This is a genomic window from Sporosarcina sp. NPDC096371 (assembly GCF_044762865.1).
Lineage (GTDB): Bacteria > Bacillota > Bacilli > Bacillales_A > Planococcaceae > Sporosarcina.
The window spans coordinates 26,951-50,434 of record NZ_JBIWFE010000001.1; the positions used below are offsets into that span (position 1 = coordinate 26,951).

General features: G+C 42.4%; 19 protein-coding genes. 17 read left to right on the forward strand and 2 right to left on the reverse strand.

The annotated features are described in order from the left end of the window. Nucleotides 1-509 precede the first annotated feature (509 nt). From ACIQ0H_RS00105 to ACIQ0H_RS00165, 13 genes are all read left to right on the forward strand, one after another. Entirely contained in the window at nucleotides 510-701 is a 192-nt protein-coding gene (locus ACIQ0H_RS00105) for a hypothetical protein (protein ID WP_403409155.1), read from the forward strand. Nucleotides 702-877: 176 nt separating this feature from the next. Further along, a complete protein-coding gene (locus tag ACIQ0H_RS00110; RefSeq protein WP_403409158.1) occupies nucleotides 878-1,171 on the forward strand; it encodes a WXG100 family type VII secretion target in 294 nt (97 codons plus the stop codon). An 84-nt stretch (nucleotides 1,172-1,255) separates the two neighbouring features. Next, nucleotides 1,256-1,495 carry an ESX secretion system protein YukD gene (gene yukD, locus ACIQ0H_RS00115; protein WP_403409161.1) on the forward strand — a complete coding sequence of 80 codons (240 nt, stop codon included), beginning with the start codon at nucleotides 1,256-1,258 and terminating at the stop codon, nucleotides 1,493-1,495. Nucleotides 1,496-1,509: 14 nt separating this feature from the next. Further along, on the forward strand, nucleotides 1,510-2,874 hold the full coding sequence (essB, locus tag ACIQ0H_RS00120; protein ID WP_403409164.1) for a type VII secretion protein EssB: 1,365 nt from the start codon (nucleotides 1,510-1,512) through the stop codon (nucleotides 2,872-2,874). A gap of 67 nt (nucleotides 2,875-2,941) precedes the next feature. Then, entirely contained in the window at nucleotides 2,942-7,423 is a 4,482-nt protein-coding gene (gene essC / locus ACIQ0H_RS00125; protein ID WP_403409167.1) for a type VII secretion protein EssC, read from the forward strand. After that, the gene (esaA, locus tag ACIQ0H_RS00130) at nucleotides 7,420-9,978 is read left to right on the forward strand and encodes a type VII secretion protein EsaA (protein WP_403409170.1); all 2,559 of its coding nucleotides are present in this window, start codon (nucleotides 7,420-7,422) and stop codon (nucleotides 9,976-9,978) included. The genes essC and esaA overlap by 4 nt, the downstream gene beginning before the upstream one ends. 19 nt (nucleotides 9,979-9,997) lie before the next feature. Next, nucleotides 9,998-10,486: a type VII secretion EssA family protein gene (locus tag ACIQ0H_RS00135; RefSeq protein WP_403409173.1), complete on the forward strand. Its 489-nt coding sequence runs from the start codon at nucleotides 9,998-10,000 to the stop codon at nucleotides 10,484-10,486. A 30-nt stretch (nucleotides 10,487-10,516) separates the two neighbouring features. Then, complete coding sequence (locus tag ACIQ0H_RS00140) at nucleotides 10,517-10,894, forward strand: DUF5082 domain-containing protein (RefSeq protein WP_403409176.1); 378 nt, start codon at nucleotides 10,517-10,519, stop codon at nucleotides 10,892-10,894. Between the two features lie 12 nt (nucleotides 10,895-10,906). Next, on the forward strand, nucleotides 10,907-11,209 hold the full coding sequence (locus ACIQ0H_RS00145) for a YwqI/YxiC family protein (protein WP_403409179.1): 303 nt from the start codon (nucleotides 10,907-10,909) through the stop codon (nucleotides 11,207-11,209). Next, nucleotides 11,206-12,657 carry a ribonuclease YeeF family protein gene (locus ACIQ0H_RS00150; protein WP_403409182.1) on the forward strand — a complete coding sequence of 484 codons (1,452 nt, stop codon included), beginning with the start codon at nucleotides 11,206-11,208 and terminating at the stop codon, nucleotides 12,655-12,657. The genes ACIQ0H_RS00145 and ACIQ0H_RS00150 overlap by 4 nt, the downstream gene beginning before the upstream one ends. 20 nt (nucleotides 12,658-12,677) lie before the next feature. Beyond that, entirely contained in the window at nucleotides 12,678-13,403 is a 726-nt protein-coding gene (locus ACIQ0H_RS00155) for a hypothetical protein (protein WP_403409184.1), read from the forward strand. Then, a complete protein-coding gene (locus ACIQ0H_RS00160) occupies nucleotides 13,400-14,206 on the forward strand; it encodes a hypothetical protein (protein WP_403409187.1) in 807 nt (268 codons plus the stop codon). The genes ACIQ0H_RS00155 and ACIQ0H_RS00160 overlap by 4 nt, the downstream gene beginning before the upstream one ends. A gap of 58 nt (nucleotides 14,207-14,264) precedes the next feature. Beyond that, nucleotides 14,265-15,035: a hypothetical protein gene (locus ACIQ0H_RS00165; protein ID WP_403409190.1), complete on the forward strand. Its 771-nt coding sequence runs from the start codon at nucleotides 14,265-14,267 to the stop codon at nucleotides 15,033-15,035. Nucleotides 15,036-15,075: 40 nt separating this feature from the next. Here ACIQ0H_RS00165 and ACIQ0H_RS00170 read toward each other — a convergent pair whose 3' ends face one another. Next, nucleotides 15,076-15,954: a glycerophosphodiester phosphodiesterase family protein gene (locus ACIQ0H_RS00170; RefSeq protein ID WP_403409193.1), complete on the reverse strand. Its 879-nt coding sequence runs from the start codon at nucleotides 15,952-15,954 to the stop codon at nucleotides 15,076-15,078. A gap of 265 nt (nucleotides 15,955-16,219) precedes the next feature. Between ACIQ0H_RS00170 and ACIQ0H_RS00175 the strand changes: the two genes are divergently transcribed. The 4 genes from ACIQ0H_RS00175 (at nucleotide 16,220) to ACIQ0H_RS00190 (ending at nucleotide 21,781) form a co-directional block, all read left to right on the forward strand. Continuing rightward, on the forward strand, nucleotides 16,220-17,908 hold the full coding sequence (locus ACIQ0H_RS00175) for a methyl-accepting chemotaxis protein (protein WP_403409196.1): 1,689 nt from the start codon (nucleotides 16,220-16,222) through the stop codon (nucleotides 17,906-17,908). Between the two features lie 384 nt (nucleotides 17,909-18,292). Further along, nucleotides 18,293-19,378 carry a CapA family protein gene (locus ACIQ0H_RS00180; RefSeq protein ID WP_403409199.1) on the forward strand — a complete coding sequence of 362 codons (1,086 nt, stop codon included), beginning with the start codon at nucleotides 18,293-18,295 and terminating at the stop codon, nucleotides 19,376-19,378. Nucleotides 19,379-19,560: 182 nt separating this feature from the next. Further along, nucleotides 19,561-20,655 carry a glycosyltransferase gene (locus ACIQ0H_RS00185; RefSeq protein WP_403409202.1) on the forward strand — a complete coding sequence of 365 codons (1,095 nt, stop codon included), beginning with the start codon at nucleotides 19,561-19,563 and terminating at the stop codon, nucleotides 20,653-20,655. Between the two features lie 19 nt (nucleotides 20,656-20,674). Beyond that, nucleotides 20,675-21,781 carry an amidohydrolase gene (locus ACIQ0H_RS00190; protein ID WP_403409205.1) on the forward strand — a complete coding sequence of 369 codons (1,107 nt, stop codon included), beginning with the start codon at nucleotides 20,675-20,677 and terminating at the stop codon, nucleotides 21,779-21,781. Between the two features lie 62 nt (nucleotides 21,782-21,843). Here ACIQ0H_RS00190 and ACIQ0H_RS00195 read toward each other — a convergent pair whose 3' ends face one another. After that, nucleotides 21,844-23,439 (reverse strand): SulP family inorganic anion transporter, encoded by a 1,596-nt coding sequence (locus ACIQ0H_RS00195; protein ID WP_403412257.1) that lies wholly within the window; start codon nucleotides 23,437-23,439, stop codon nucleotides 21,844-21,846. Nucleotides 23,440-23,484 lie beyond the last annotated feature (45 nt).

Here is a 23,484-nt window from a genome sequence, read left to right on the forward strand (position 1 = left end):
GGAAGTTCAAGATTTCATGTGAAAATATAGCTATTTTTATTAATTGAAAGGTCGAATTTTAGCTGTAGAATAGTCTAGTTTCAAGTATCTTTAATACAAGATATTTATTTTTGGGAATAGTAGAATAAATGAATCGAAAGATACAGATGAGGGAAGTAATAACTAGTTTTGGACTATTTTTCCGACCGCCGAATTCTTTGAAATTGAGATGGAGCGTAAAATAACACTTGTAATTACCAGGAATTATAACAGTACGGCAATTGGTTTGGTGACAAATGACCTAGTTGTATTTTAGTCAGTATGGTATGCCTTTGACAATTGAAAAAGGGAGTGATATTCATACTCTATACCTTTTAATAACGTTTGAATATGTACATGGAAAGAGAGTAGTCGATAAATCAATAAAAATATTATTAAATTTGATAATAAAATAAGCTTTCATTAAATAAAGGGGCGACAATTATGTGAGAGCTGTTCTACAAGTTGGGTTCATATTCTTAATTATATTAATGAGTAGTTGCGCGGTGTTGGAGGACACACGCTCTTTCCTCGTTTCGACGGATGAAATTTCGGAAGGACATTATGCTTTTAGACCGTGGACAGAAGCTTATACGATGCGGATACCTGTTGATGCTAAACTTTCACATAAATCCTTAGGGGTGCATTACGAGGTTAATTGCTCTGGCTGGACCATGCTGTGAGTAGGTGATTTGAAATGATCATCCAATAAATGAAAGGGGGTGATGCTGCAGCTCGTAGCAGTTGGTCGTTGGAAGTACCTGTATGGAGAAGGTACATAATGACTACTGTTGTTATTTATCGGCTTATGCAGTTATTTTATAAGCACTACAAAACTTATACTAGGGAGATGTTTGGAATGTCAGGAATTATTCGCGTAACACCAGCAGAACTAGAATCGATGGCTACTCGTTACAACCATGAATCAGGGGAAGTTGCATCACAAATTGGTCGTCTTGATGGAATGATGAGTGAGTTGCAATCTATGTGGGAAGGGGCTTCAAGTGCTGCATTTGCAGAACAATACGAGCGTCTAAAACCACATTTGAATGAAATGCGTGAACTGTTAAATGAAGTTGGCCTTCAGTTGAACCGTACAGGTAATGCATTACGTGATGCGGACCAACAAATTGCAAGTCAAATTCGTGGGTAATCTACTCACTTATTGAAAAGTTATAGTTGGGGAGCGTCTTTCTCTTTAGTGAGGGACGCTCCTTCATTGATAGGGGGAAGGGATATGTACATAGAAATTACGGTCGATCTTTCGAATTATGAAGGAGACGTATTTGACCTCAAACTATCGGATTATCATACGATGAAAAAGCTCATTGATATCGCATGGCAAGCAGGTTCCATCTCCAAAAGTCAGCGTGAAGGGCATTGGGTGCGTGTCGTCAATAAACATAAATTATTTCCAGGTCACCTCACGTTGGCGCATTGTGGAATAACGACTGGAGACCGTATTGAAATAATTTAAAAGGAGGTATCATGTTGTCTAATAAAAAACAAAGTTATTTAGAGAGTCTGTTAGATTCGGAAATGCATGAAGAAGGAAATAAACGAACATTTGTCTTTCAGAAAGAACGAATTGGCTTGAAAAGTAGCACGGCCATCGAGTTTGTGAAAGAAGCAGATGCTGAAATAAAGAAAGAAATCGTCGTCACAGAAGATGAGCTCATTATTCATGCGTATCCCCCACCTTCTTTTAAGAAGTTTGAAGCACTTTCAGTGGAAGATGAAAAAACAAGATGGATTTTTGCATACCAACTTGTAGAAAAAGTGCGCACGCATGCCTATCCACGCCTGAATCTTGTGATTTGCCCAGAAAATATCGTCTACAGTACGGGAATGACGCCTTATTTTATTCATTACGGTGTGATGGAAAGCTTGCCGCCTTTTGAAGAGAATACTGAGCGGAATTGGCTTGAATTGAAAGCGACAGTTGCCGCCGCAGTGGATAGCTCCCGCACGTTTGAAGAGTATGTCAAGTATCATGAAACACTTGAACTAAAGGAAATTGGCCAGTTGATTATGTCAATGGGTGATAGCGAATCATTACTCGCTGTTATTCAAGATCAACTTGCACGGATTGTGGAAAAAGAAAAGCACTATATTGAATTGCCGAGAAAGAAATGGAAGACGTCTAAATGGTTAGCAATCGGTCTTGGGCTATCATTGGTTCCCGCACTTATCCTTACATTCTATTTCCTCATTTACGAGATGCCGAGAAATGAAGCTTATTTAGATAGTCACGAACAGTATTTGACACACCGATATAGTGAGGTGGTTACGATCTTAAGCCAACATAGTGTGAAACATATGCCGTATGTGGTGCTATACGAGCTTGCACATTCTTTCGTGATGAACGAAGAGTTGACGGAAGAGCAGAAAAAGAATGTGTTAAATAACATCTCCCTTCAAACAGATACGGATTATTTGAAGTACTGGATTTACATTGGTCGAAGTGAGGCCGTAAAAGCCATCGACCTTGCACGTTTGATGGAAGATGGAGAGCTAATTACGTATGGATTGTTAAAAAGGCGTGAAGAAATACAAGCCGAAACCAATCTGACAGGCGAAGAAAAGCAGCAGATGCTAAAAGAAATCGATAACGAAGTCGATGAATATAAAAAGCTAATGGGGCAGGAGAAAGAGCGAGAGCAAGTACAAGGGGAAGAACAAAAGCAAGAACAAGTAATAGAGCCAAAGCAAGAACAAGTAATAGAGCCAAAGCAAGAACAAGTAATAGAGCCAAAGCAAGAACAAGTGATAGAGCCAAAGCAAGAACAAGTAATAGAGCCGAAGCAAGAACAAGTAATAGAGCCGAAACAAGAGCAAGTGATAGAGCAAAAATAAGAACAGTCCAACTCCGATCTTTAATCGGACAAGCGATGGAATGAAATTACAGAAAAGGGTGTGTGCTGTGCCGCAACTTTGGTTGTTTTATGAAGACTATTATCAACGAGTTGACTATAAAGAAACTGACATGAAAAAGATGACGATTGGACCAGAGCTTACGCATGATGTCACGATTCAGACGTTTCCTTTTACACAAGGTCCCATCGTACTCGAAGCTGTAGAATCAGGGTTTTTCGTCTCTGAAGACAGCGCCCAACTTGGATTGCTTACGAAAGAGGATCCCGTATTCGTGCCACGGAAGGGAAGGGTTTTGGAACTCTATGAAACGCCTGCTTTTCGACTACCTAGAACCTATTATATTGATTATGAAAACGACATCTCGTTTGGTGTAGACAATCCGTTAGCTACCGTCAATATGTTGGAACATGTGAATGCAAACGTGAAAGAGGGTTCATTTTCATTAGTGAAATCGTCCTTGGGCTGGCAAGTTGACAAGGATCCTAGCTGTCGACTTTTTATCAACGGAAAGCATGTAGACGGAAACCCGGTTATTAAAATCGGTGACGTGATGCAGTGGGCGTATATGGAAGTAAAGCTGATTGATGAAGATGTACTTGAAATCGCATCCGTTGCCGATTATCAAACCCAGTTACCGAATTTCGATGTACCGAAGTCCGTCATTGCGACGATGTATCCGGAATATAGGCGTACACCACGCATGCTGTACGACGTACCCGAGGATAAAGTAACGCTGTCATTCCCCTCACAAGAAAGTGAAGATACAAGTAGGGGACTTTGGATGATCATTACGCCACCCCTCGTTATGCTTCTTGTCATGGGACTCGTTGCTATTGTAATACCTCGAGGAATATTCATTATGATTTCGATTTCGATGTTCCTCATGACGCTCGTCACATCGACGGTACAATACGTCAAGGATAAGAAAAGACGGAAATTGAATGAAGAAAAAAGACGACGTGTCTATACAAATTACCTGCAAAATATACGCGAAGAGCTTCATGAGCTGTCCGTCAAGCAGAAAGACGTCATGGAATATCATTATCCTTCCTTCGAGCAAATGAAGCAGATGACGAATCAGCTATCTGGGCGGATTTGGGAAAGGACATTGGAAAGTCGTGATTTCCTTGAATTTAGGTTGGGTACAGGGAATGTTCCTTCTAGCTATAAACTGACTTTGTCTTCCGGTGATTTGGCGAATCGAGAAATTGATGATCTGTTAGAGCAATCTCAGCGCATGGAAGCTGTCTATAAAGAGATTTCTGGGGCTCCCATCACTGCTGGGCTGTCTGAGGGGATATTAGGTCTAGTCGGAAAGGAATCCGTCATCAAACGGGAACTTCATCAGTTAATCGGACAGCTTGCCTTTTCTCACAGTTATCATGATGTCCGATTTATCCATATTTTTGATACAAAAGACTACTCGTCGATTGAATGGATGAAGTGGTTACCGCATTTCACTCTTCCTTATATGCATGCCAAGGGCTTGATCCACAATGAGCAAACGAAGGATCAGCTATTATCATCACTTTATGAGATTTTACGTGAACGTGATAATGATGAAAACAAAGGGAAAGTAAAATTTGTACCCCATCTGATTTTCATCGTTTCGAATGACACCTTACTTTCTGAACATGTCATTTTGGAGTATTTGGAAGGAATAGATCATGCGGAACTGGGTATTTCCGTCATCTTTACGGCATCTGCTCAAGAGCGCATTACAGAAAATGTCCATACGCTGATCCGTTACGTGAATGAGCGAGAAGGGGATATTATTATCGACGCTAAAAAAGCTGTTCGTATTCCTTTCACATTGGACAAGTCCTCCCCTTCGACCAATGAGCAATTTGCCAGAACGTTAAAAACGCTCAATCATCAAGTAGGTATGACAAATTCAATCCCCACATCGGTTAGTTTCCTCGACATGTTTGGCATCAAAGACGTGGAGGAGTTGCCAATCGGACAGAATTGGCTAACGAATGAATCCGCCAAGTCGCTTGCCGCACCGATTGGATTTAAAGGGAAAGAAGATCTTGTGGAACTGAACTTACATGAGAAAGCGCATGGCCCACATGGACTGTTAGCGGGGACGACGGGTTCGGGGAAAAGTGAGTTTTTACAGACATATATCTTGTCACTTGCGGTGAAATTTCATCCGCATGAAGTGGCTTTTTTACTGATTGACTACAAAGGTGGGGGAATGGCACAGCCGTTTCGGAATATCCCGCATTTGTTAGGGACGATTACGAATATCGAAGGAAGTAAAAACTTTAGTATGCGGGCACTTGCTTCTATTAATAGTGAGTTGAAGAGAAGGCAACGCCTTTTCGATCAATATACGGTTACACATATCGATGATTATACGAATTTAGTGAAAGAAGGACAGGCTGCAGAGCCATTGCCGCATCTGTTTCTGATTTCAGATGAATTTGCAGAGTTGAAAAGCGAAGAACCAGAATTTATTCGAGAGCTTGTGAGTACTGCTCGGATTGGGCGGAGTCTTGGCGTTCACCTTATTTTAGCAACGCAGAAGCCAGGTGGCATTATCGATGAGCAAATTTGGAGTAATGCCCGTTTTCGTGTGGCGTTGAAAGTGCAGGATGCTTCCGATAGTAAAGAAATTTTGAAAAACAGTGATGCTGCATCGATTACCGTGACAGGACGGGGGTATTTGCAAGTCGGGAATAACGAAGTCTATGAATTGTTCCAATCCGCGTGGAGTGGTGCCAGCTATATGGAAGAAACGATTGAAGGGGAAGACGAAGTCGCCATCGTGACTGATTTGGGACTGTATCCGCTGTCAGGTATCGAAACGAATACAGGAAAGAAAAAAAACCATATGACGGAGATGGAGGCAGTCACCGCCAAAATTGCCGAGACGCAAAAGGTTTTGGAGATTCAAAAATTAGCCAGTCCATGGCTACCGCCGCTTGCGATGCGGATTGAAAAGCAGAAAATCACAACTGCCGATCGTTTCACTGTTGCACTGGGCATGATTGATGAACCTGAAAAGCAAAGTCAAACGCAAATTGCCTACAACATGATAGACGATGGAAATCTGGGGATTTTCGGATCATCCGGCTATGGAAAATCGACGACGTTACTGACAACATTACTAGGAATTAGTGAAAATGTTACGCCTGAAGAAGCCCATTTCTACATTTTAGATTATGGCAATGGCTCGTTGTTACCGTTAAAGCAACTCCCTCATACAGCAGATTATTTTACGTTGGGTGAAGAACTAAAGCGCGATAAATTACTGACATTCATTAAACAAGAAATTACGCAAAGAAAGCTAAGTTTTCAAAAGGCGGAAGTAAGCAATATCAAAATGTATAATGCGCTTTCTGATCAAAAGTTCCCACTCTTGTATATCGTCGTTGATAATTACGACATTGTACGTGAAGAGATGGAAGAACTTGAAATGCAGTGTACGCAAATTGCGCGAGATGGCTCTTCACTTGGCATTTATCTGTTTGTCACCGCAACAAGAGCGCAGTCTATCAGACAATCGCTGATGAATAGTTTGAAGACCAAAATTGTCCATTATTTGACGGATCCGACAGAGGCATTCACGGTGATTGGTCGCGTGCCGTTTGAAGTAGAAGCGTTCCCAGGTAGAGCCATTATAAAGAAAGAAGAGGCTTTCTTCTCTCAAATCTATCTTCCGGTTAGCGGGAATAATGATTATGAAGTGCTTGGAGCCATGAAAGAAAGTGTTCTTTTATTGAAAGACAGCTATAAGGAGTGCGTTCAACCGCAAGCCATTCCGATGTTGCCATTGGAATTGACGACGACTAATTTTGAATCGTACGTTGACCAAAAAGAAGAAACAGGTCTAATCGCCATCGGTTTGACGGAAGATACGGTGCAAGCGATGACGATTGATTTCAAAACAAATCGCCATTGCGTGCTTATCGGGCCTCCCCAACGAGGAAAGACGAATATGTTGAAGGTTATGTTGCAGACGTTGGCGAAACAGGAGAAAGGTTTTGTCGCGATATTCGATTCGTTCAATCGTGGATTAGCTTCCTTCTCGCAGGAAGAAAACGTAGATTATTTGGAAACGAAAGAACGGTTACTGGAATGGCTCACGGGGACCGAACAGTACTTTATCCAACAGGAGCAAGAATATGTGGAACGTCTGAAACGAGATGGAAGACCGATGACGATTCAACCATCGTACTTGTTTATCAATGAATACACTAGATTTTTACAGGCTGTAGATAGTGGGATTCAGGATCGTTTATCGAAGCTAATGAAAAATTATTCCCACTTGGGCTTCAATGTCATTGTGTCAGGCAATAGCGCGGAAATTATGAAGGGCTATGACGTATTTACAAATGAATTAAAACTGGTGCGTCAAGCACTTATCTTCATGAAGAAGTCTGAGCAAACCTTATTTACGGTACCTTATGAACGGAAAGAAGCAGAACTACCTGTCGGCTATGCCTATTATATTTTGAATGGCAAAGATACAAAAATTCAAACTCCGTTAAGTATGATGAAAAGTGAGGTCTATCAATGAGCGATTCTAAGAAAAAGATGAGTAAAGTAGTGGCCAGTATTTTGTTGATATTTGCCGTGCCCATTTTGTTTTTTCAACTCCTGGGCGGCAGTCTGGTGGATATAAACGGCCCCAAAAAGCAAATGATCGCGATTGTCAATGAAGATTTGGGAATCGATAAAGAAGAAGAAACCATTGATATGGGGAGAGAAGTCGTCGCGATATTGGCAAAAGACTCGCCCTATGAATGGAAAGTGATGGGGCGCGGTGCAGCCGTTAATGGATTGAAAGCGAATCAGTACGAAGCAATTGTTTACATCCCGTCGGATTTTTCTAAAAACATTATGTCTTATGATGAGCAAAATCCCGTTAAAGCGGAATTTGCCTATCAAGTACAACGGCAAAAAAGCGGGTTGGAAAAAGAAAATGTATTACATGAAATCGAATCCGCTACGAATCGAGTGAACCAAAAGATTTCGACCCTCTATTGGAGTTACGTTTCACTAGAAATGGATCATATTAAAAAGGAATTTGCGACGATTTTAGGGAAAGAAACGGAGTTCCTTGGAGCGATGTCAGCGTTCTATAAGCCAGAATCAGAAACACTTGTGGCTAATATGGAAAGGCAGAAAGAACAGATTGAAAATCTACGTTCGACCGTTCAAGGCGCCGACGAATCACATGATTCACGAATTGGAAATACGGAAGCTTTTGGACAGCAACTGGATGAATTTGTGTCACATGTGCAGCAATATAAGGATTTCCAAGTAGATCAGAAAGACGTATTGCTACAAGTGCAACAAAGTAGTCTATCCAAAATAAACGATGCCGCATTAAACCAGTTACAGCGCTATAAAGAGTCAATGGGCGTTCTTGATGACAATGATGAGCAATTGGCTGGCGAACTCTTAGCAGTGGACGAAAAACTCGCTAACAACCAACAACATATGAATGACTTGCTGGCATTGCGTGAGATGCAAGCGAATCTACTTATGGAAGATATCGTTGCAATTGCAACCGATGAAATCGGCGTAAAGCTTAGTGATCCAGAGAAACAAGCGATACAGGAAGACTTGGAATGGCGAGCGAATGACAGACAGAATACAGTACTTCCGGAACTTAGTGAAGAACAAGAGAAACTGAATACCGTTCTAGCTAAGCTTGCAAGTTTGAAAGAAGAAGTACTGTTAATGGATCCAGAATCCACCCTTCCGACGGACATTGAACAAACGACGGAAGAACTGTCGGCCGTCAAAACAACCATTTCTGAAAAGGAAAAGGTGTGGAGTGAGGCTAGACAACAGTTACTAGCTGATTATGTGCAAGCATCTGCTGATTACAAGGATCTGTATGAAATATTGGAACAAACAGGGCTGTTGTTTACAGAGCAAGTAGGCAAAAACGTCTATGAAGACATGTTAAAAGACCATGTGTTGGCATTGACGTTGAAATACTTTACTGAGCTTAGCGAACACGAAATGGCGATGTGGAACACCTTATTGACGGGCGTGAAGGGGACAAAACAAGAGGTGGGTGAATTGGGGGCACTCCTAGGGGCTTTCCAGTTAGAATATCGCGAGCAAGTGGAAGAGCAGCATACAGCTTTGTTGGACGACCTCTCGGAGATCAACTATCAAGCCGCTACGCTTCTGACGCAGATTGAAACACCTTCAACATTGCTTGGTACGGGTGAGCCGCAAGCAAATGTCGGAGAAGGGGAGGTTGTTGCTGGCCAACAAAATGTGAGCACTGAGCTTGTTTCCCTAAGTGGACTTGTTAGGAGTGTGTCGGAAAGACAGGATGGGTTGGTCAATGCGGCACAAGATTTACAGGCGAAAACGGCAAGCTTTGGAGATAAGTCGTTAGTCTTTAGTGACAAATGGGAAACGAATTTAGATGCCATGACAGCGTTCAAGGATGATATCCAAGGATTCCTTGCCAACACGTATGTGGATGGCCAAGAGAATGGCTATGTTTTCAATCACTTCGTGAATCCACTCCAAACGAAAGGCGAAGCCGCATTTTCGGATGAAGTCAAGAAAGTGCCGCCTGTTATGCTGTTCATGATTTTGCTCATTAGCAGTCTGGTGATTGGTTTCTTCAGCCATCGTTTCCAAGAAGGATCCATCGCACTTCGCACGGGTATGACGGTGCTACTTTCGGTTCTAGTAGGCCTGATTATCAGTTTGTATAGTGTCAATATGTATCTGCTGACAGATGATAGAGCCATCGAATGGACTGTTTTCACTGTGTTGCTCCTGTTAGCAAGTGCGGCAACGATTCGCACTGCGCTTGATGTTGGTCAGACAACGGGGTGGCTGGCAAGCATCGCGCTGATGTGCCTGTATAGTAGCCCGCTACTCATTTTGGGTGTACCGGACATCAACATGCCTGACGTGTTATCAGACGTGTATACGTCTATACAATATGAACCGGATACGCTCTTTATAGGGGGAGCGGTGATTGCAGCAATTATCGCTGTTGTTATGCTATCCGTGTCCATTGTCATGAGTAAAAGGAAAAAAATGGATCCGGAGCAGGAAAAACCAGAGGTAGAGCATGCGCAAGGGGCGTAAAAGAAAAGGATTCATCTTTATGTTCTTAGTTCTGTTTTGGGTGTTTAGTGGGCATCAAGTAGATGCCGACAGCGATGACCCGATTGGTGATTTGGAGCCGGTTATCTACGAAAAATTGAAATTTAAACAGAATACCGATTACTTGCATGACGAACAAAAGGCGGAAATGAAAAATACCATTCCAGTCAAACAATTTGACATCAATTTTGATGGGAGCCAACAGCTCCCTCAAAAGGGGGATACCTCATTCGTTTTTCAAGAGGCGGAGCGAGGGACAAAGAGTACAGTCGCCGCAAAGACGTTGGAAATCGGATTATTTACAAAAGAGAACAGCCAGGAAACAGCGAACATACCTGCAGAGGCACCTAGTCAGCAGGCAACGGGGCATGCCGGGCGAACGCTGATTTTTATTGGGCTAATTGCACTGGGAATGGTTGTCATGTTTATGGTTCTACTACCTAAACTGATCCACCAACCTGTTCCGGTAAATGGGAAGTCCTTGAAGTGATAAAGCAAAAAGGGATAGGGAGGAATCGGAATGTTAGGATACTATTACGCACAACTTCGGAAGAAGAAAGAGGAAGTAAGCCGACTCAACGTGTGTCAATCCTCGTTGCAAGGCAAACAGCAGGAATTCTCGGCAAATGACCAGAAATGTCTAGATCCTGAACTTGCAGCTAAGACATGGCATGGAAATCATGCGTCCAAATTTGAGGATATTCGTGAGGCAGGGATTCATGCGCCCTATATGGAGATGGCAGGCACTCAGTTTAGCAAAGCATTCACCGCGATTGCGGATAAGATTGCCTCACTTCTCGCGGAAATTGCTTCAATTGAACAAACGATTGCACGAATACTTGCGGAACAGGCGGCGGCAGCGGCAGCAGCACGGGCGGCTGCGCAATCTAAGCAATAAGGGGGGAGCATTATGTCACAAGAAGTGAAAATCGTGTATGCAGATGTTGAAAACCAACTCAGTGAAATGAATCAAGCGGGCGAATCATTGGATACAAAGGCGGAAACGCCGATTACTGGAAATACAATGGACTCCGTAACGAAACTAACGGAATTGTCTTCCCAGCTAGAGCAGCTACTGACGAGCTATCAAATGGCCTTATTCAAGAATGTTAAAACCACAGAAAACTCGGTCGCATTCATGCGTGAATCAGATGCAAAAATATCTGCGGCGATTAATAGTGTTGGGCCTGGACCGAGGAGGGTGATGCAGTGAAGGTATTAGATGTTAGTTCTTTTCAGAATGGACTTGAGCGTAATGTTGTGATGCTGCAAAGAGTAGGCAATGAGATGCGCGCAATCCATAAAACGATTGAAGGACTAGTGGCAATGGATGCATCGCTGACAGGTGAGGGCGGCGATGCAATCCGTTCCTTCTACCAAGAATGCCATTTGCCATTTCTACAGTTTTTCGACGCAGTCAGTTTACAGTTTATTGATATATTAAAACAAATGTCTACCGCACTAGATTCATTGGAACCTAATCCATCTGGCTTCATTCGTCAGGAATTTCTGGAGGGAGAAGTCGAGCAGGGATTACAAACGATTGGAAGGCTGACCGCCGACTTAACAGATGAGGCAAACAGCATCATGGATCAAGTGGCCGATATCGTTTATTTGCCCCGCTTAGATGATTCGAATGTGCAAGAAGGTGTAAGAAAAGCTGGAATCCAGCGGGATGAAACGATTACCCAATTATATGCATTTGACGCCCAGCAGACAGGTATTTTGATGTCATTTGAGACTAATTTCAGGACGATGGAGACTTGGATTGCGGACATAGATGGGTTGATAAATGATGGGCTTACGGATGTCAATTTTTCGGCGGAAAGTTGGAAAGTAATACAGCGTCAATCACCAATTGCAGGAATCAATAATAAACAGCAATTTGACTCATTGGTTTGTCATCCGCGTGTGCTCGAGAATGATGTAGAAGTCGTAGATTTTGTCAGTAATGAAACGGATGTATTAGGAGGACTTGCATCCACAATCGGTTTTAATATGCACGATTGGAAGGCGATACCAATAAATGCCGCTTCGAGTCTAGGGATAACAGTAAAGGCTTCACATGAAGCTATAAAAGACGTCAATCTTGCTCTAAATGGTTTCGGAATTTCAAGAGATATAAGGATAACAGCACAAGGAAAAGAAAAGGTAGTACTAAAGCTAGAACGACCAGATTTGATTGGGGTTCGAAAAAAAACGTATTCCCATAAAGACGCAACTAATTATACAAAGATTTACAAGCGCGTGGATCCAATGACAAATATGAAAGAAGCATTTAAATTTGCCGGGAATAAGATTGGTTATATTGGTGTCGCAACTACGGTTAGTGGCGATATTATCCATGGTGTTAATAATGACCAAACGGCAAGTGAAATTGCTAGTAATGTTACAGCAGATGTTACGATTGCGGGTGTCTCGATAGCCGCCTCTGCCTATGGGGCTGCAACTGCTGGCGCATATGTTGGAGCGATTGGTGGTCCCTTGGGAGTGGCGGTAGGTGCTGGCGTGGGTTTACTTTTTGGTGTGGCCGCTACGTTTTTCTTAAACGAAGTAAAGCTTATGGATATAGATAGTGACGGTAAAAAAGATTCAGTCGGTGATGCAATAAAAAAAGGAACAAAAGGGATAATCGATAAAGTTTCTTCATGGTTCAAATGATTTTTTGGGAGTTGGATAGATTGAATAATAAAACAACAGTGGATGCCATCACATTATCCTATTTGAGGTTTCAGACACCACGAGAAAATAGGAGAAATATTATCACGTTTTTCATATTGTTCCTTGACTTTTTAGGTATATTTCCATTGCTTGGGGATCCGTTTTCGTATGATTTTTTTATTGCTGCATTAATTCCAACGGTTCTTTTACATATATGGGCGATAATCTACATTGTGGATCCATACAGGTTTGAATTATCTTATTACCTGTTTTTTGGAATATACGGCATTGTCAACACGTATGTATTGTTTCTAGTTATTCAAAAGTTTTTATACTTTCATCTGAATGTCGAAAGTAAAGTTCCGTTTCTATTAGGTGTTTTGTTCCTGATTGGTCTTCTATTAGCCGTTAACTGGATAAACCTCAAAGCGTTATACAATGGAACTTACCATAAACTACAAACGAAAAAGTCTGGCAATTTTTCATGGATTATGGCTGCATCAGGGTTAGGCTATGTTTTGGCGCAAGTCATGTTGACATTAATCTTTAATAACTCAATAAAAATGATGATCATAATTATTGTGCTTTCTTTACTTTCTATACTGCCTGCTTATTTTTCAACTTCCATACACAGATATATTTTTATCCGAAATAATAAGGATGATTTGATGAAAGTTTACCCCCAATTTGCTTTATCGAAAGGCGAGCGATATAAAAAGTCAAAGAAAGGAGGAAAAAAACGATGATTCAGGCATTCACCAAAAGTGATATTTTTGTTATGTTGCAAACACTGGGGGCAAATACATTAATCGGTATTTCTAATCCGTTTCCAAATCATAGTAAACACGATATCGAATTGGAATGGGAAAAGGTGTATAAAAAACTTCATCGTCGTGGGCTGATTGATTTTGTTGATGATGAGGTTAGGCTTGAGGAAAGGTTTGCCGAGGCTTTGTGGATTATGGCTAGAACGAATGTCACCTTAGAAATCATTACTGACCAGAATAAGCAAAGTCTATTTTATTTCGGGGAAGAACATGTAATCGAATGTTCTCGGGTAAATGAGGAAGATTACACACTTTACATGCATGGGGATCCTTCTACTATATGGAATAGAGTCATTTATCCAAGAATGCTTTTAGGTGTCGAAAAACGTAACAAACAATCAAAAAAAAGCGTTTTTATACCACCAAGTCTTTATAAATATTGTATTCACAAAGGGGCAATAGCTAACCCCAAAGAGATTGAAAAGTTTAATGCAAATAATGATACAACCGATGTCATCAGAAGACTAAATCATTCCATCAAAAATAAAATACATAACAATCGATTGATGATGTTTTATAAGGACAAAGGGAATTGGAGAATTGAAGGTTTGCATGTACTTACATCATCGGCACAAAATTGGACATTAGTAATGTCCAACAGAAATGGTGTGGAGCTACTGGAAGCGAGACAAAGTACAAACTTTCAAATCGTCGCGGAAATAGTAAAAGTAGTTCGTAGAGTGAGTAGTGAAACTATAGAAGAAAAAGGTGAATTTAAATAAGTTTAAAACCAGGCGCAAGAACGCTAGTATAGCGCTCTGATTGGGGTTATGATAGACGTTGAAAAAATTAACTGTAGAAGATTTTGCGAAGTTAAGGGAACCTCAGAAGTTAGGTGGGAGAAGCCCCTCAGCGCTCGCTAATATGCTAATTTCATACATAATTCTCCAGGCCATAATTTTTGCAATAGAGTACTTCGCTGGAGTTTCTTTCACGAACTACCCATACAATAAGGAAATTCTTATCGTTCATTTCTGGATAATCGTTGCCCATGTCATATTATCCATTATTTTTTCAATTCAGGCGGTATTTAGAAAGGCTGAACGAATACAGTATCTAGTTTATATAGTTGTCAATCTGAATATGTTCGGCGTTTCCTTCTTCATCCTTGCCTTATTTCTGTTAGGTAGTCAGGAAGAAAATACGGGGATCACACAGGAGTTTTTGTTGAATTACACATATCTAGCACTGCTAATTGGACTAGTCGTATTTGTTGTCGCTTTCCTTCGATACTATTTGTTGCTTCATAAAGGGCATTTCCGAAAAGGGGAGACAAAGGAGACACTGCTGGAGCGGCTCATGGATAGATTAATGCTTGGTCCAGGATTCCTTATTGTTGGAATCGGTCTGGTATTAATTATGCTCTATTTAAACGAAGTGGCTGGTTTCGTTGAAGATAGATGGATGACTATGGCTCCTATTTTCATTGGCCACCTATGTTTTTATGCCACACTTTTTGTACTGCCAGAGCAGATTGTCGTCCTATATTGCAAATTTAGGTTCAAAAGCTTTAATTTCAATATACGGGGTTCTTTGATGTCGGAGGATTGAAAAAGCATTGCGATGCGAAATAGAAAAAGGAGTATGGATGCTAATTGGCGTCCATACTCCTTTTTTCGTCCCGCAAGCGAACGGCGATATCTGGTTTGTCTGTAAAGAGGCCATTGATACCATACGTCATAAGTGTGCGCATCGTTGCTTCATCATTGATGGTAAAAGGGTGGACGTCTAGACCTTCTTTTTGAACTGCTTCGACAAACTCTTTTGTCACAGTCTCCGCGGGTACACCGATGCCGGATGCATATCTTGCCAGTTTCCGAAGTTCCTTTTTTGATAAATGAGCTGTCTTGTCAAATGAATATAACTGGATAAGAGGAATAGAAGGTTCCATTTCAGCTATCCTAGTTAAACTGACCTTATCAAATGATTGGATAATGACTTTTGGTCTTTCATCATCTGTGTCTAGAAGACCATGTGCTCGAAGTTGATGTAGTAATTCCACTTCAATCCCTGGGTAGGAATCAGGAGATTTTAATTCGATATAGTAGTTGACTGTATTACCAAAATGACGAAGGATGTCATCCAAATCGACTACACGCAATCCCTGATACTGTGGGGAGGCATAGTGGGGATTGTCCTCGTTAAATTCCTTTCCAGGTGCATAGAGCTGCAGTTCGTCGAATGTCACATCGGAGACAGAACGATCCGTATCTTGCAATGAAATGACCGTATCGTGAAGTGCCGCAAGTTTTCCGTCTTTTGTCAATTGTAAATCCAGTTCGATATAATCTGCGCCCATTTGCATCGCCATCTCATAGGCGGCGAGTGTGTGATCAGGTGCATAAGCGGATGCCCCGCGGTGTGCAATCACGAGAAAGTCAGCTTCGGGTAACGGAGGGCGTGTGACAGATGAAGATGAGCAGCCAAAAGCGAGGAGGAGTAAGGTAAGTAATATCATTTTTTTATACAAATCCTTCTACCTCACTTTCTATAATTAAAATTCGTCCACGTCGCCCATCTGCAAATACATCCATCATATCTAGGAATTCCGTATCAATTATTGTGCGCAGTTTAGGGATATGTATGCATGTAACGGAAAAAACCTCGTCATATTCTGACTTAAAACAAAATTGAGTAGAATAGTAGTAATCTATCATGGTAGAATAGAATTAATACTTTTGTCCTTATTAAAGTGTTTCGTTCTTGTAGGCTAAAAGGTCGTAGGGGGAGAAATGATGAAGGTTACTGTGGCGAGGAAGTTATGGAGTGGGTTTGCAACGATATTGACGTTGCTAGTCATTGTGGGTGTGGTAAGTTTATGGGCGACACTGCGCATTAACGGGGATTATGAATTTTTACTTGATGACCGTGTGAAAAAAGTAGAATTGATCGATGAATTTATTTTGAGACATAAAGAAATACAAAGCGATGTCCGGGGATATATGTTGTTTAAGGATGCTTCGTATTTAGAAGCACGAACGGAGCATATGAATCGGTCTCATGAATTATTGGAAGAGTTATCTACACTTCTTCAATCGAAGAAACATCAGGATCTATTGGAAGAAATGAATGTGGCACGCATGAAATATTTAAACTTACAAGATAATATTATCGAAAGTATCCAAGCTGGGGAAGAACGTAAAGCAACGGAGCTTGGACGTGCAACAGCAAGAGTCGGTTCTGACGTCCTCGACAACGCCGAAAAGATTAAAGAGGAACAATTCGTGGAATTAGAAAAGACTCGTAGTGAAGTGAAGGATATCATGTTTGGCACAATCCTATTGGTAGTGGGCATGATTGTCATTGCAACGATTGCGGGGATTGTTATTTCAGTGGTGATCGCTCGCGGAATTTCGCGACCTGTTCGTATTGTGACAGATGGGCTCAATCATATTGCAGATGGCAATCTAACGATGGATGAATTAGTTATTAAAAATAAGGACGAAATAGGCGAGATGGCGACTGCCTTTAACAAAATGAAATCTGACGTTGCGAATATGGTTCGTACGATTAACCTATCAACTAGTCAGTTGGCGGCACAATCGGAAGAGTTATCTGCCAGTTCGCAGGAAAGTTTGGCTTCATCCGAAATGGTGGCAAAAACAGCTGAAGGTCAGTTGTTAGGGAGTGAGCAACAACAACGGATTATCGGACAATCAACGGCATCAATGGAAGAACTATCTTTAGGTGTTACGGAAATCGCCAATAATAATGAAGAGATGTTACATGCAACAGAAACAATGTCCACTCTCGTAGCGAGGGGATCAGGCGTTGTTGGGGAAATGTCGGCACAAATGTCAACCATCCACACGACCATCAAAGAATCGTCCGACATTATGGAGGAAATGGCGCAGCATTCAGATGAAATTCAGAAAATCACAGCGCTCATTACCGATATTTCGGACCAGACGAATTTACTGGCACTTAACGCTGCGATTGAGGCGGCACGCGCAGGGGAATACGGTAAAGGATTTGCGGTTGTGGCGGAGGAAGTGCGCAGATTGGCTGAGCAATCGAAAGCATCTGCGTCCGAAATCGAATCGATGGTCGACATGATCCAAGATGCATCGAAACGGGCCGTGACATCTATCACGGCAGGAAGTGACCGCGTCAATGAAGGCATTGCGGCGACTGAACAATCGCGCCAAGTATTTGACGGCATTCAGCATGCAGTCGGTGATGTCACCTCGAAAGTCGAGACAGTTTCCGCTGCGATTGAAGAAATACAAGCGATGGCTGATGAAGTCCGTCACGGTTCTGCTGAAATTCAGCAGTTAAGCGATGAAGCAGCCGCTTCCGCAGGCGATACAAGCGCAGCAACCGAGCAACAACTCGCTGTCACGCAGGAAATTTCTGCAAGTGCCCAAGCGTTGGCAAAACTCGCTGAAGAACTTCAAGTCGAACTTAAGCATTTTACCGTCTAAAGTACAAAACGAACAACGCGTCTCACGATGCCGTTGTTCGTTTTTTGTATGGAGAGAATGATTCGGGAGTTTGTTGGATGGTTCTGGTTATTGGTTGGAAGGTTTCGTGCGCTTGGTTGAACAGTTTCACATTTTGGCTGTACGGTCTTGCTTTGGTTGTACACTTCACGCAATTGGTTGAAAAATTCTACTTTGGGTGTACAGTTGCCCACTTTGGTTATACGCTGTCGCACTTTCGTTGGACACTCTCCAATTTCTATTGCTTAAAGTAGTGGAATTACTATGTAAATAGTAACTTTTTCTACTCCAGTAGTTGGTCTATAATGAACGATGTACCAATATGGATGAAAGACTGGAGATAAATTATTGAAAATCTATGTGTTTATGAGTTTATTCATCCTTGGTGGCTGGGGTTTTATTGCTTATGGCGTAAATGATTGGATGGATTCCAAAACGGTCGTGGTGAAAGTACCTGATGATTTTGAGAAGCGGAGTAATCCTTTGGCAGCGCTACATGTCCAGACTGATTCTACGACGGTTACGATCGGGATGATTGGCGATATCCTTCTTCACCATCCTCTTTTTACGTATGATCAGTATGATTTTGCATTTGCAGGTGTTAAAGATAAGTTAACTGGTATTGACTTTCTATTGGCCAATCAAGAGTCGATGCCAGGCGGCAAAGAGCTGGGGTTGACGGGCTATCCAAGCTTCAATAGTCCAAAGCATATTATTCGGGATTTGAAAGCGAATGGCGTGGATATGGTATCGATTGCCAACAACCATACAATTGATCGGAAAGAAGTAGGGCTGAGGAAAGCAATCGAGCATATAAAAGCATATGACATGCCTTATGTAGGTGCGTATGCGTCTATTGAAGATCAGAAGAACGCTCGGATTGTGGAAGTCAACAGCATCCGTATTGGTGTTCTGAGCTATACGTACGGGACGAATGGAAATCCTGTTCCGCAGGGGAAAGAGCATTTAGTTTCTTTGATTGAGCGGGAACGGATGCAGCAGGAAATTGCCGACTTATCCGAGTTTGTCGATGTGGTGGTTGTGTCGATGCATTGGGGCAACGAATATCAGTTGATGCCATCACCAGCGCAAGAAGAGTTGGCACAGTTTGTAGCAGAGGCAGGGGCAGACATTATCTTTGGACATCATCCACATGTCTTACAAAAGTATGAGGAGATTGGGAAGACACACGTATTTTATTCGCTAGGTAATTTTTATTCTGCCCAACAATTCGATTCGACAAATATTGGTGGAATTGCGAAAGTATCTGTCACCAAAGTAGCTGTGGCGGGGAAACACTATATGACGGTTGATGAACCGGTATTTTATCCAACTGCTGTTATAAGGGACGAGAAAAAAAGGTTCGTCATTGTTCCATTAAAACATGCAGGACCCGCTGCGATGTATGATGAAAGTTGGATCAGTGATCATTTAGGTGTACCGGCTTGGTAAAAAAAGCGTCCAACTTCCTAATATGGGGTGTGACGCTTTTTTTGTATGGGGGTCGCTTCGACTAGATATCAGTCGCAGCGCCATTTGTAAGAAGATAGCGCCCCCATTCTTATGTTATAATCATTGAATATAAAAAAAGGTGTAGCGAAACAGGCTATTATATAGATGGGATGAAGAATGGTATGAAAAAAATAGGTGTTTTTAGTAATATGTATCCGTCTTCACAGCATCCGACATTCGGATTGTTCGTGAAAAATCAGGTGGGTCTTCTGCAATCGTCAGGTCTTGAGATTGATGTCGTTGCGATTCAGGATCCTGGTAAAGGAAAAGTAAGGGCTTTGAAAAAGTATGTCACATGGTTTGCCCGTTCTTTTGCTTATCTGATCAAAAACCGCAAGAAGTTATCGCTCACACATGCCCATTATGCATTTCCGACAGGGATGCTCTCATTGATGGGGAAGAAGCTGTTTGGCATTCCGTATGTCGTGACGGTTCATGGCGGGGATATTGACAAAATGGCCGCGAAGAGTCAACGGATTGCTGATATGACGAAGCGTATCTTACAGCAAGCGGAGGCAGTCATTGTCGTTGGTGACAAGTTGCGGGAAGATGTCACAAGCCGATTTGGCGTTTCAAACGCGAAGGTGCATGTGATGAGTATGGGTGTGGATACATCGGTCTTCAACTATGTGCCGAAAGAGGAGGCGCGGGACAGGCTTCAGCTACCACAAGAAGAGAAAATATTGCTATTCGTCGGAAATATCATCCGGGCAAAAGGGCTTTTGGAACTTGTCGAAGCGTTCGATTCGTTGAAAATGTCGTTACCTGATAGCTCGTTGTATGTAGTAGGTTCACAGAAAGATAGTCACTTTGTGGAAGAGTTACGGTCGTTTATTCGCGATAAGGATGTGGAGGATATCCACTTCAAGGAGCCGTTAGGACAAGCGGAGTTGTCCCTTTGGATGTCAGCCGCAGATGCACTTGTCCTGCCTTCACATCATGAAGGATTTGGGCTTGTTGCGCTGGAGGCAATGTCGGCAGGGACGAAAGTGATTGGAACGGACGTAGGAGGGTTATCTTACCTGTTGAAAGATGGGGCAGGGGTGCTAGTAGAACCCGAAAATCCTGATTCACTTGTGCAAGGGTTATGGAGTGTGTTGGATGAAGAGTCCAGTTGTATTGATGATGAAAGGGTGCGCGAACAAATTGCGACGCATTCATTTGAGTCAATTTTAGAGAAAATGCTGTCCATCTATCGTTCAGCTGAGAAAAAGTAGAATAAGGGGAGTGGGTTCATTGATCATCAAAGATAAAATCAGCCAATGGTTCGAACATTTTCATGCGCATCCTGAAGTGAGTTGGAAAGAAGTAGAGACGACTGCGACACTTGCTAAGATTTTAACAGAGATGGGGGTCAAGCATCATACATTTGATGATGTGACGGGTGTTGTCGCGGAAATTGGGGAAGGCGAGCGAGTGATTGCCGTACGTGCCGATATTGATGCCTTATGGCAGGAAGTGAGCGGCGTCTATCAGGCAAATCATTCTTGCGGGCACGATGCCAATATGGCAATGGTGCTGGGGGCACTTTCGTATTTGCAAGAAGAGCAACTTGGATGTCGCATTCGTTTTATCTTCCAACCGGCTGAAGAAAAAGGCAATGGAGCCAATTCAATGATTGAAAGAGGCGCCGTCGATGGCGTTTCACAGCTGTTCGGCGTACATTTACGTCCGCAAGAAGAGATTCCTTTTGGGAAAGTGTCACCCGCCATTCATCACGGGGCGGCAGTGTTCTTAGAAGGAAAAATTACGGGAGTCGATGCACATGGCGCACGCCCACATCAAGGCAATAATGCGCTCGACCCGCTGTTTGCCATCGCACAGTTTGTAAAAAACATTCAATTTTCACCGTTTGAAGCGTATTCTGCTAAGATAACGAACATTCAAGCAGGTGGCGATAGCCTCAATATCATTCCGGGGACTGCGACGTTTGCTATCGATGCGCGCTCGCAATCGAATGCCGTATTGAATGAATTGAAGGAACGCATTGCGGAAGGCATCCAGGCAATTGGCAAGTTATATGCCGTGGACATTGAATTGGTTTGGAGTGACTATACGCCAGCCGCGGAAGTATCCGAGGAAGCTACCGCAATTGCGAAACAAGCGATACTTGAAACTGTTGGAGAGGAAGGCTATGCGCCCGCCATCATTACATCGGGCAGTGACGACTTCCATTTCTACACGATTCATCGACCGGAGTTGGATGCAGCGATGATTGGCATTGGAGCAGATCTTGGTCCGGGACTTCATCATCCAGAGATGACGTTTAACCGAGAGGCACTCGATATCGGCGCCCGCGTTTTGACGGCTACATTGAAAAAAGCCTCCTATTTGGAGGAATAATAGAAAGGAGGACAATCCATAATGGATCGTCCTCCTTTTTTTATTTCCTTCGCTAAACTACTTTACATAAAAAAGTTGTCTTTTCCAATCTTGTCATGTAGCCCACTTTTTTTGAACAAAGGTGCTTTATCTTTCGGTAAACGTTTGACAATAATCCTGATATTCTTTTTATCTGCATCGTTCAGAAGTGCAAAAAGTGCCGCCTCGCCGGTTGCATCGACGACAGATAGATGCTCCAAGTCAAGGATGAGCGTTGTCGCGCCTGAAGCTAGAAGTTGAGGATATTTGTCTTCAAATACTTTGGCTGTCCCAAAGAAGATAGGGCCGTCTACGCTGTATTTCATCAATGAATCAGGATGATCTTTGCCGAACTTTATAATCTCAACCTCAGAAAGTTTTTCTTTTTCAATATGAAGTTTGCCACTCATTTTCTTCAAAAATGACAAGGCGGCTAACAGTATTCCGACTTGAACAGCAATGGTCAAGTCGATGAAAATAGTTAGTAAAAATGTTGTGAATAAAACAATTGAATCTCCCGAACGAATCGACAAGATATGAGCGAATGCCTTCCTAGCACTCATATTCCACGCGACATACATTAAGATTGGCGCCATCGCAGCCAGCGGAATATGCGATGCGTAAGGGGCGAATAGCAACAAAAATGCAAGAACAAAGAGACTTTGGACAACCCCGGACACGGGACTCACGGCACCAGAACGGATATTGGTCGCGGTTCGTGCAATCGCACCGGTCGCAGGAATGCCTCCGAACAATGGCGTAACGATATTCGCAATTCCCTGCCCGAAAAGCTCTCGTTTGGAATTATGCTTGTCACTGCTTTTCATCCCATCCGCAACAACGGCAGATAGCAGTGATTCAATCGCACCGAGTGCAGCAATGATAAGGGCCGGTTGCCACAACGATACTATTTTTGACAACGTGATGTGTGGGAACTGAAAAGTGGGTAGCGTTTTCGGAATGCCACCGAATGCTGTCCCGATGGTTTCCAATTTACCAGGAAATAGAAAGAATGAAATGAGTGTTGGAATCAGTAGAGCTACAAGTAGTAATGGGATACGTGGAGCGATTTTGGGTAATAATACGATAACCGCAAGTCCGATTAAGGCGGTCATCACACTAAAGACATTTACCGTATGAAACTGTTTGATAAGATCAAGCATATTTTCATGGAAAAACTCTCTTTTCTCTAGGCCGGTAATGCCAAAGAAGTTGCCCAATTGTCCCGTAAAGATGATGACAGCAATCCCGGTTGTAAAGCCGATTGTTACCGACCTAGGAACAAAATGGATCAGGTTACTAACGCCAATGAAGCTCATTATCACAAGAAAAATCCCTGCTAAAAACCCAGCAATCAGTAAATCTTCGTATCCATATTGCAGGACGATCGCTAGTAATATAGGAATGAAAGCACCCGTAGGTCCGGCAATCTGGAAACGAGAACCACCCAATAAGGCAACAAGAAGCCCCGCAATGATCGTCGTATACAGGCCGTACTCAGGTTTAACACCCGAGGCAATTGCAAAAGCCATCCCAAGCGGAATGGCTACAATCCCAACAGTAATTCCCGCAATCAAATCCTTGCGAAATCCAGCAGCGTTATAATCAATATAACGATTATCCTTGAACAAACACTTCACCCCGTCCAAGTTATTTTTTAAAAACTATGTCTATTTAGTATAACG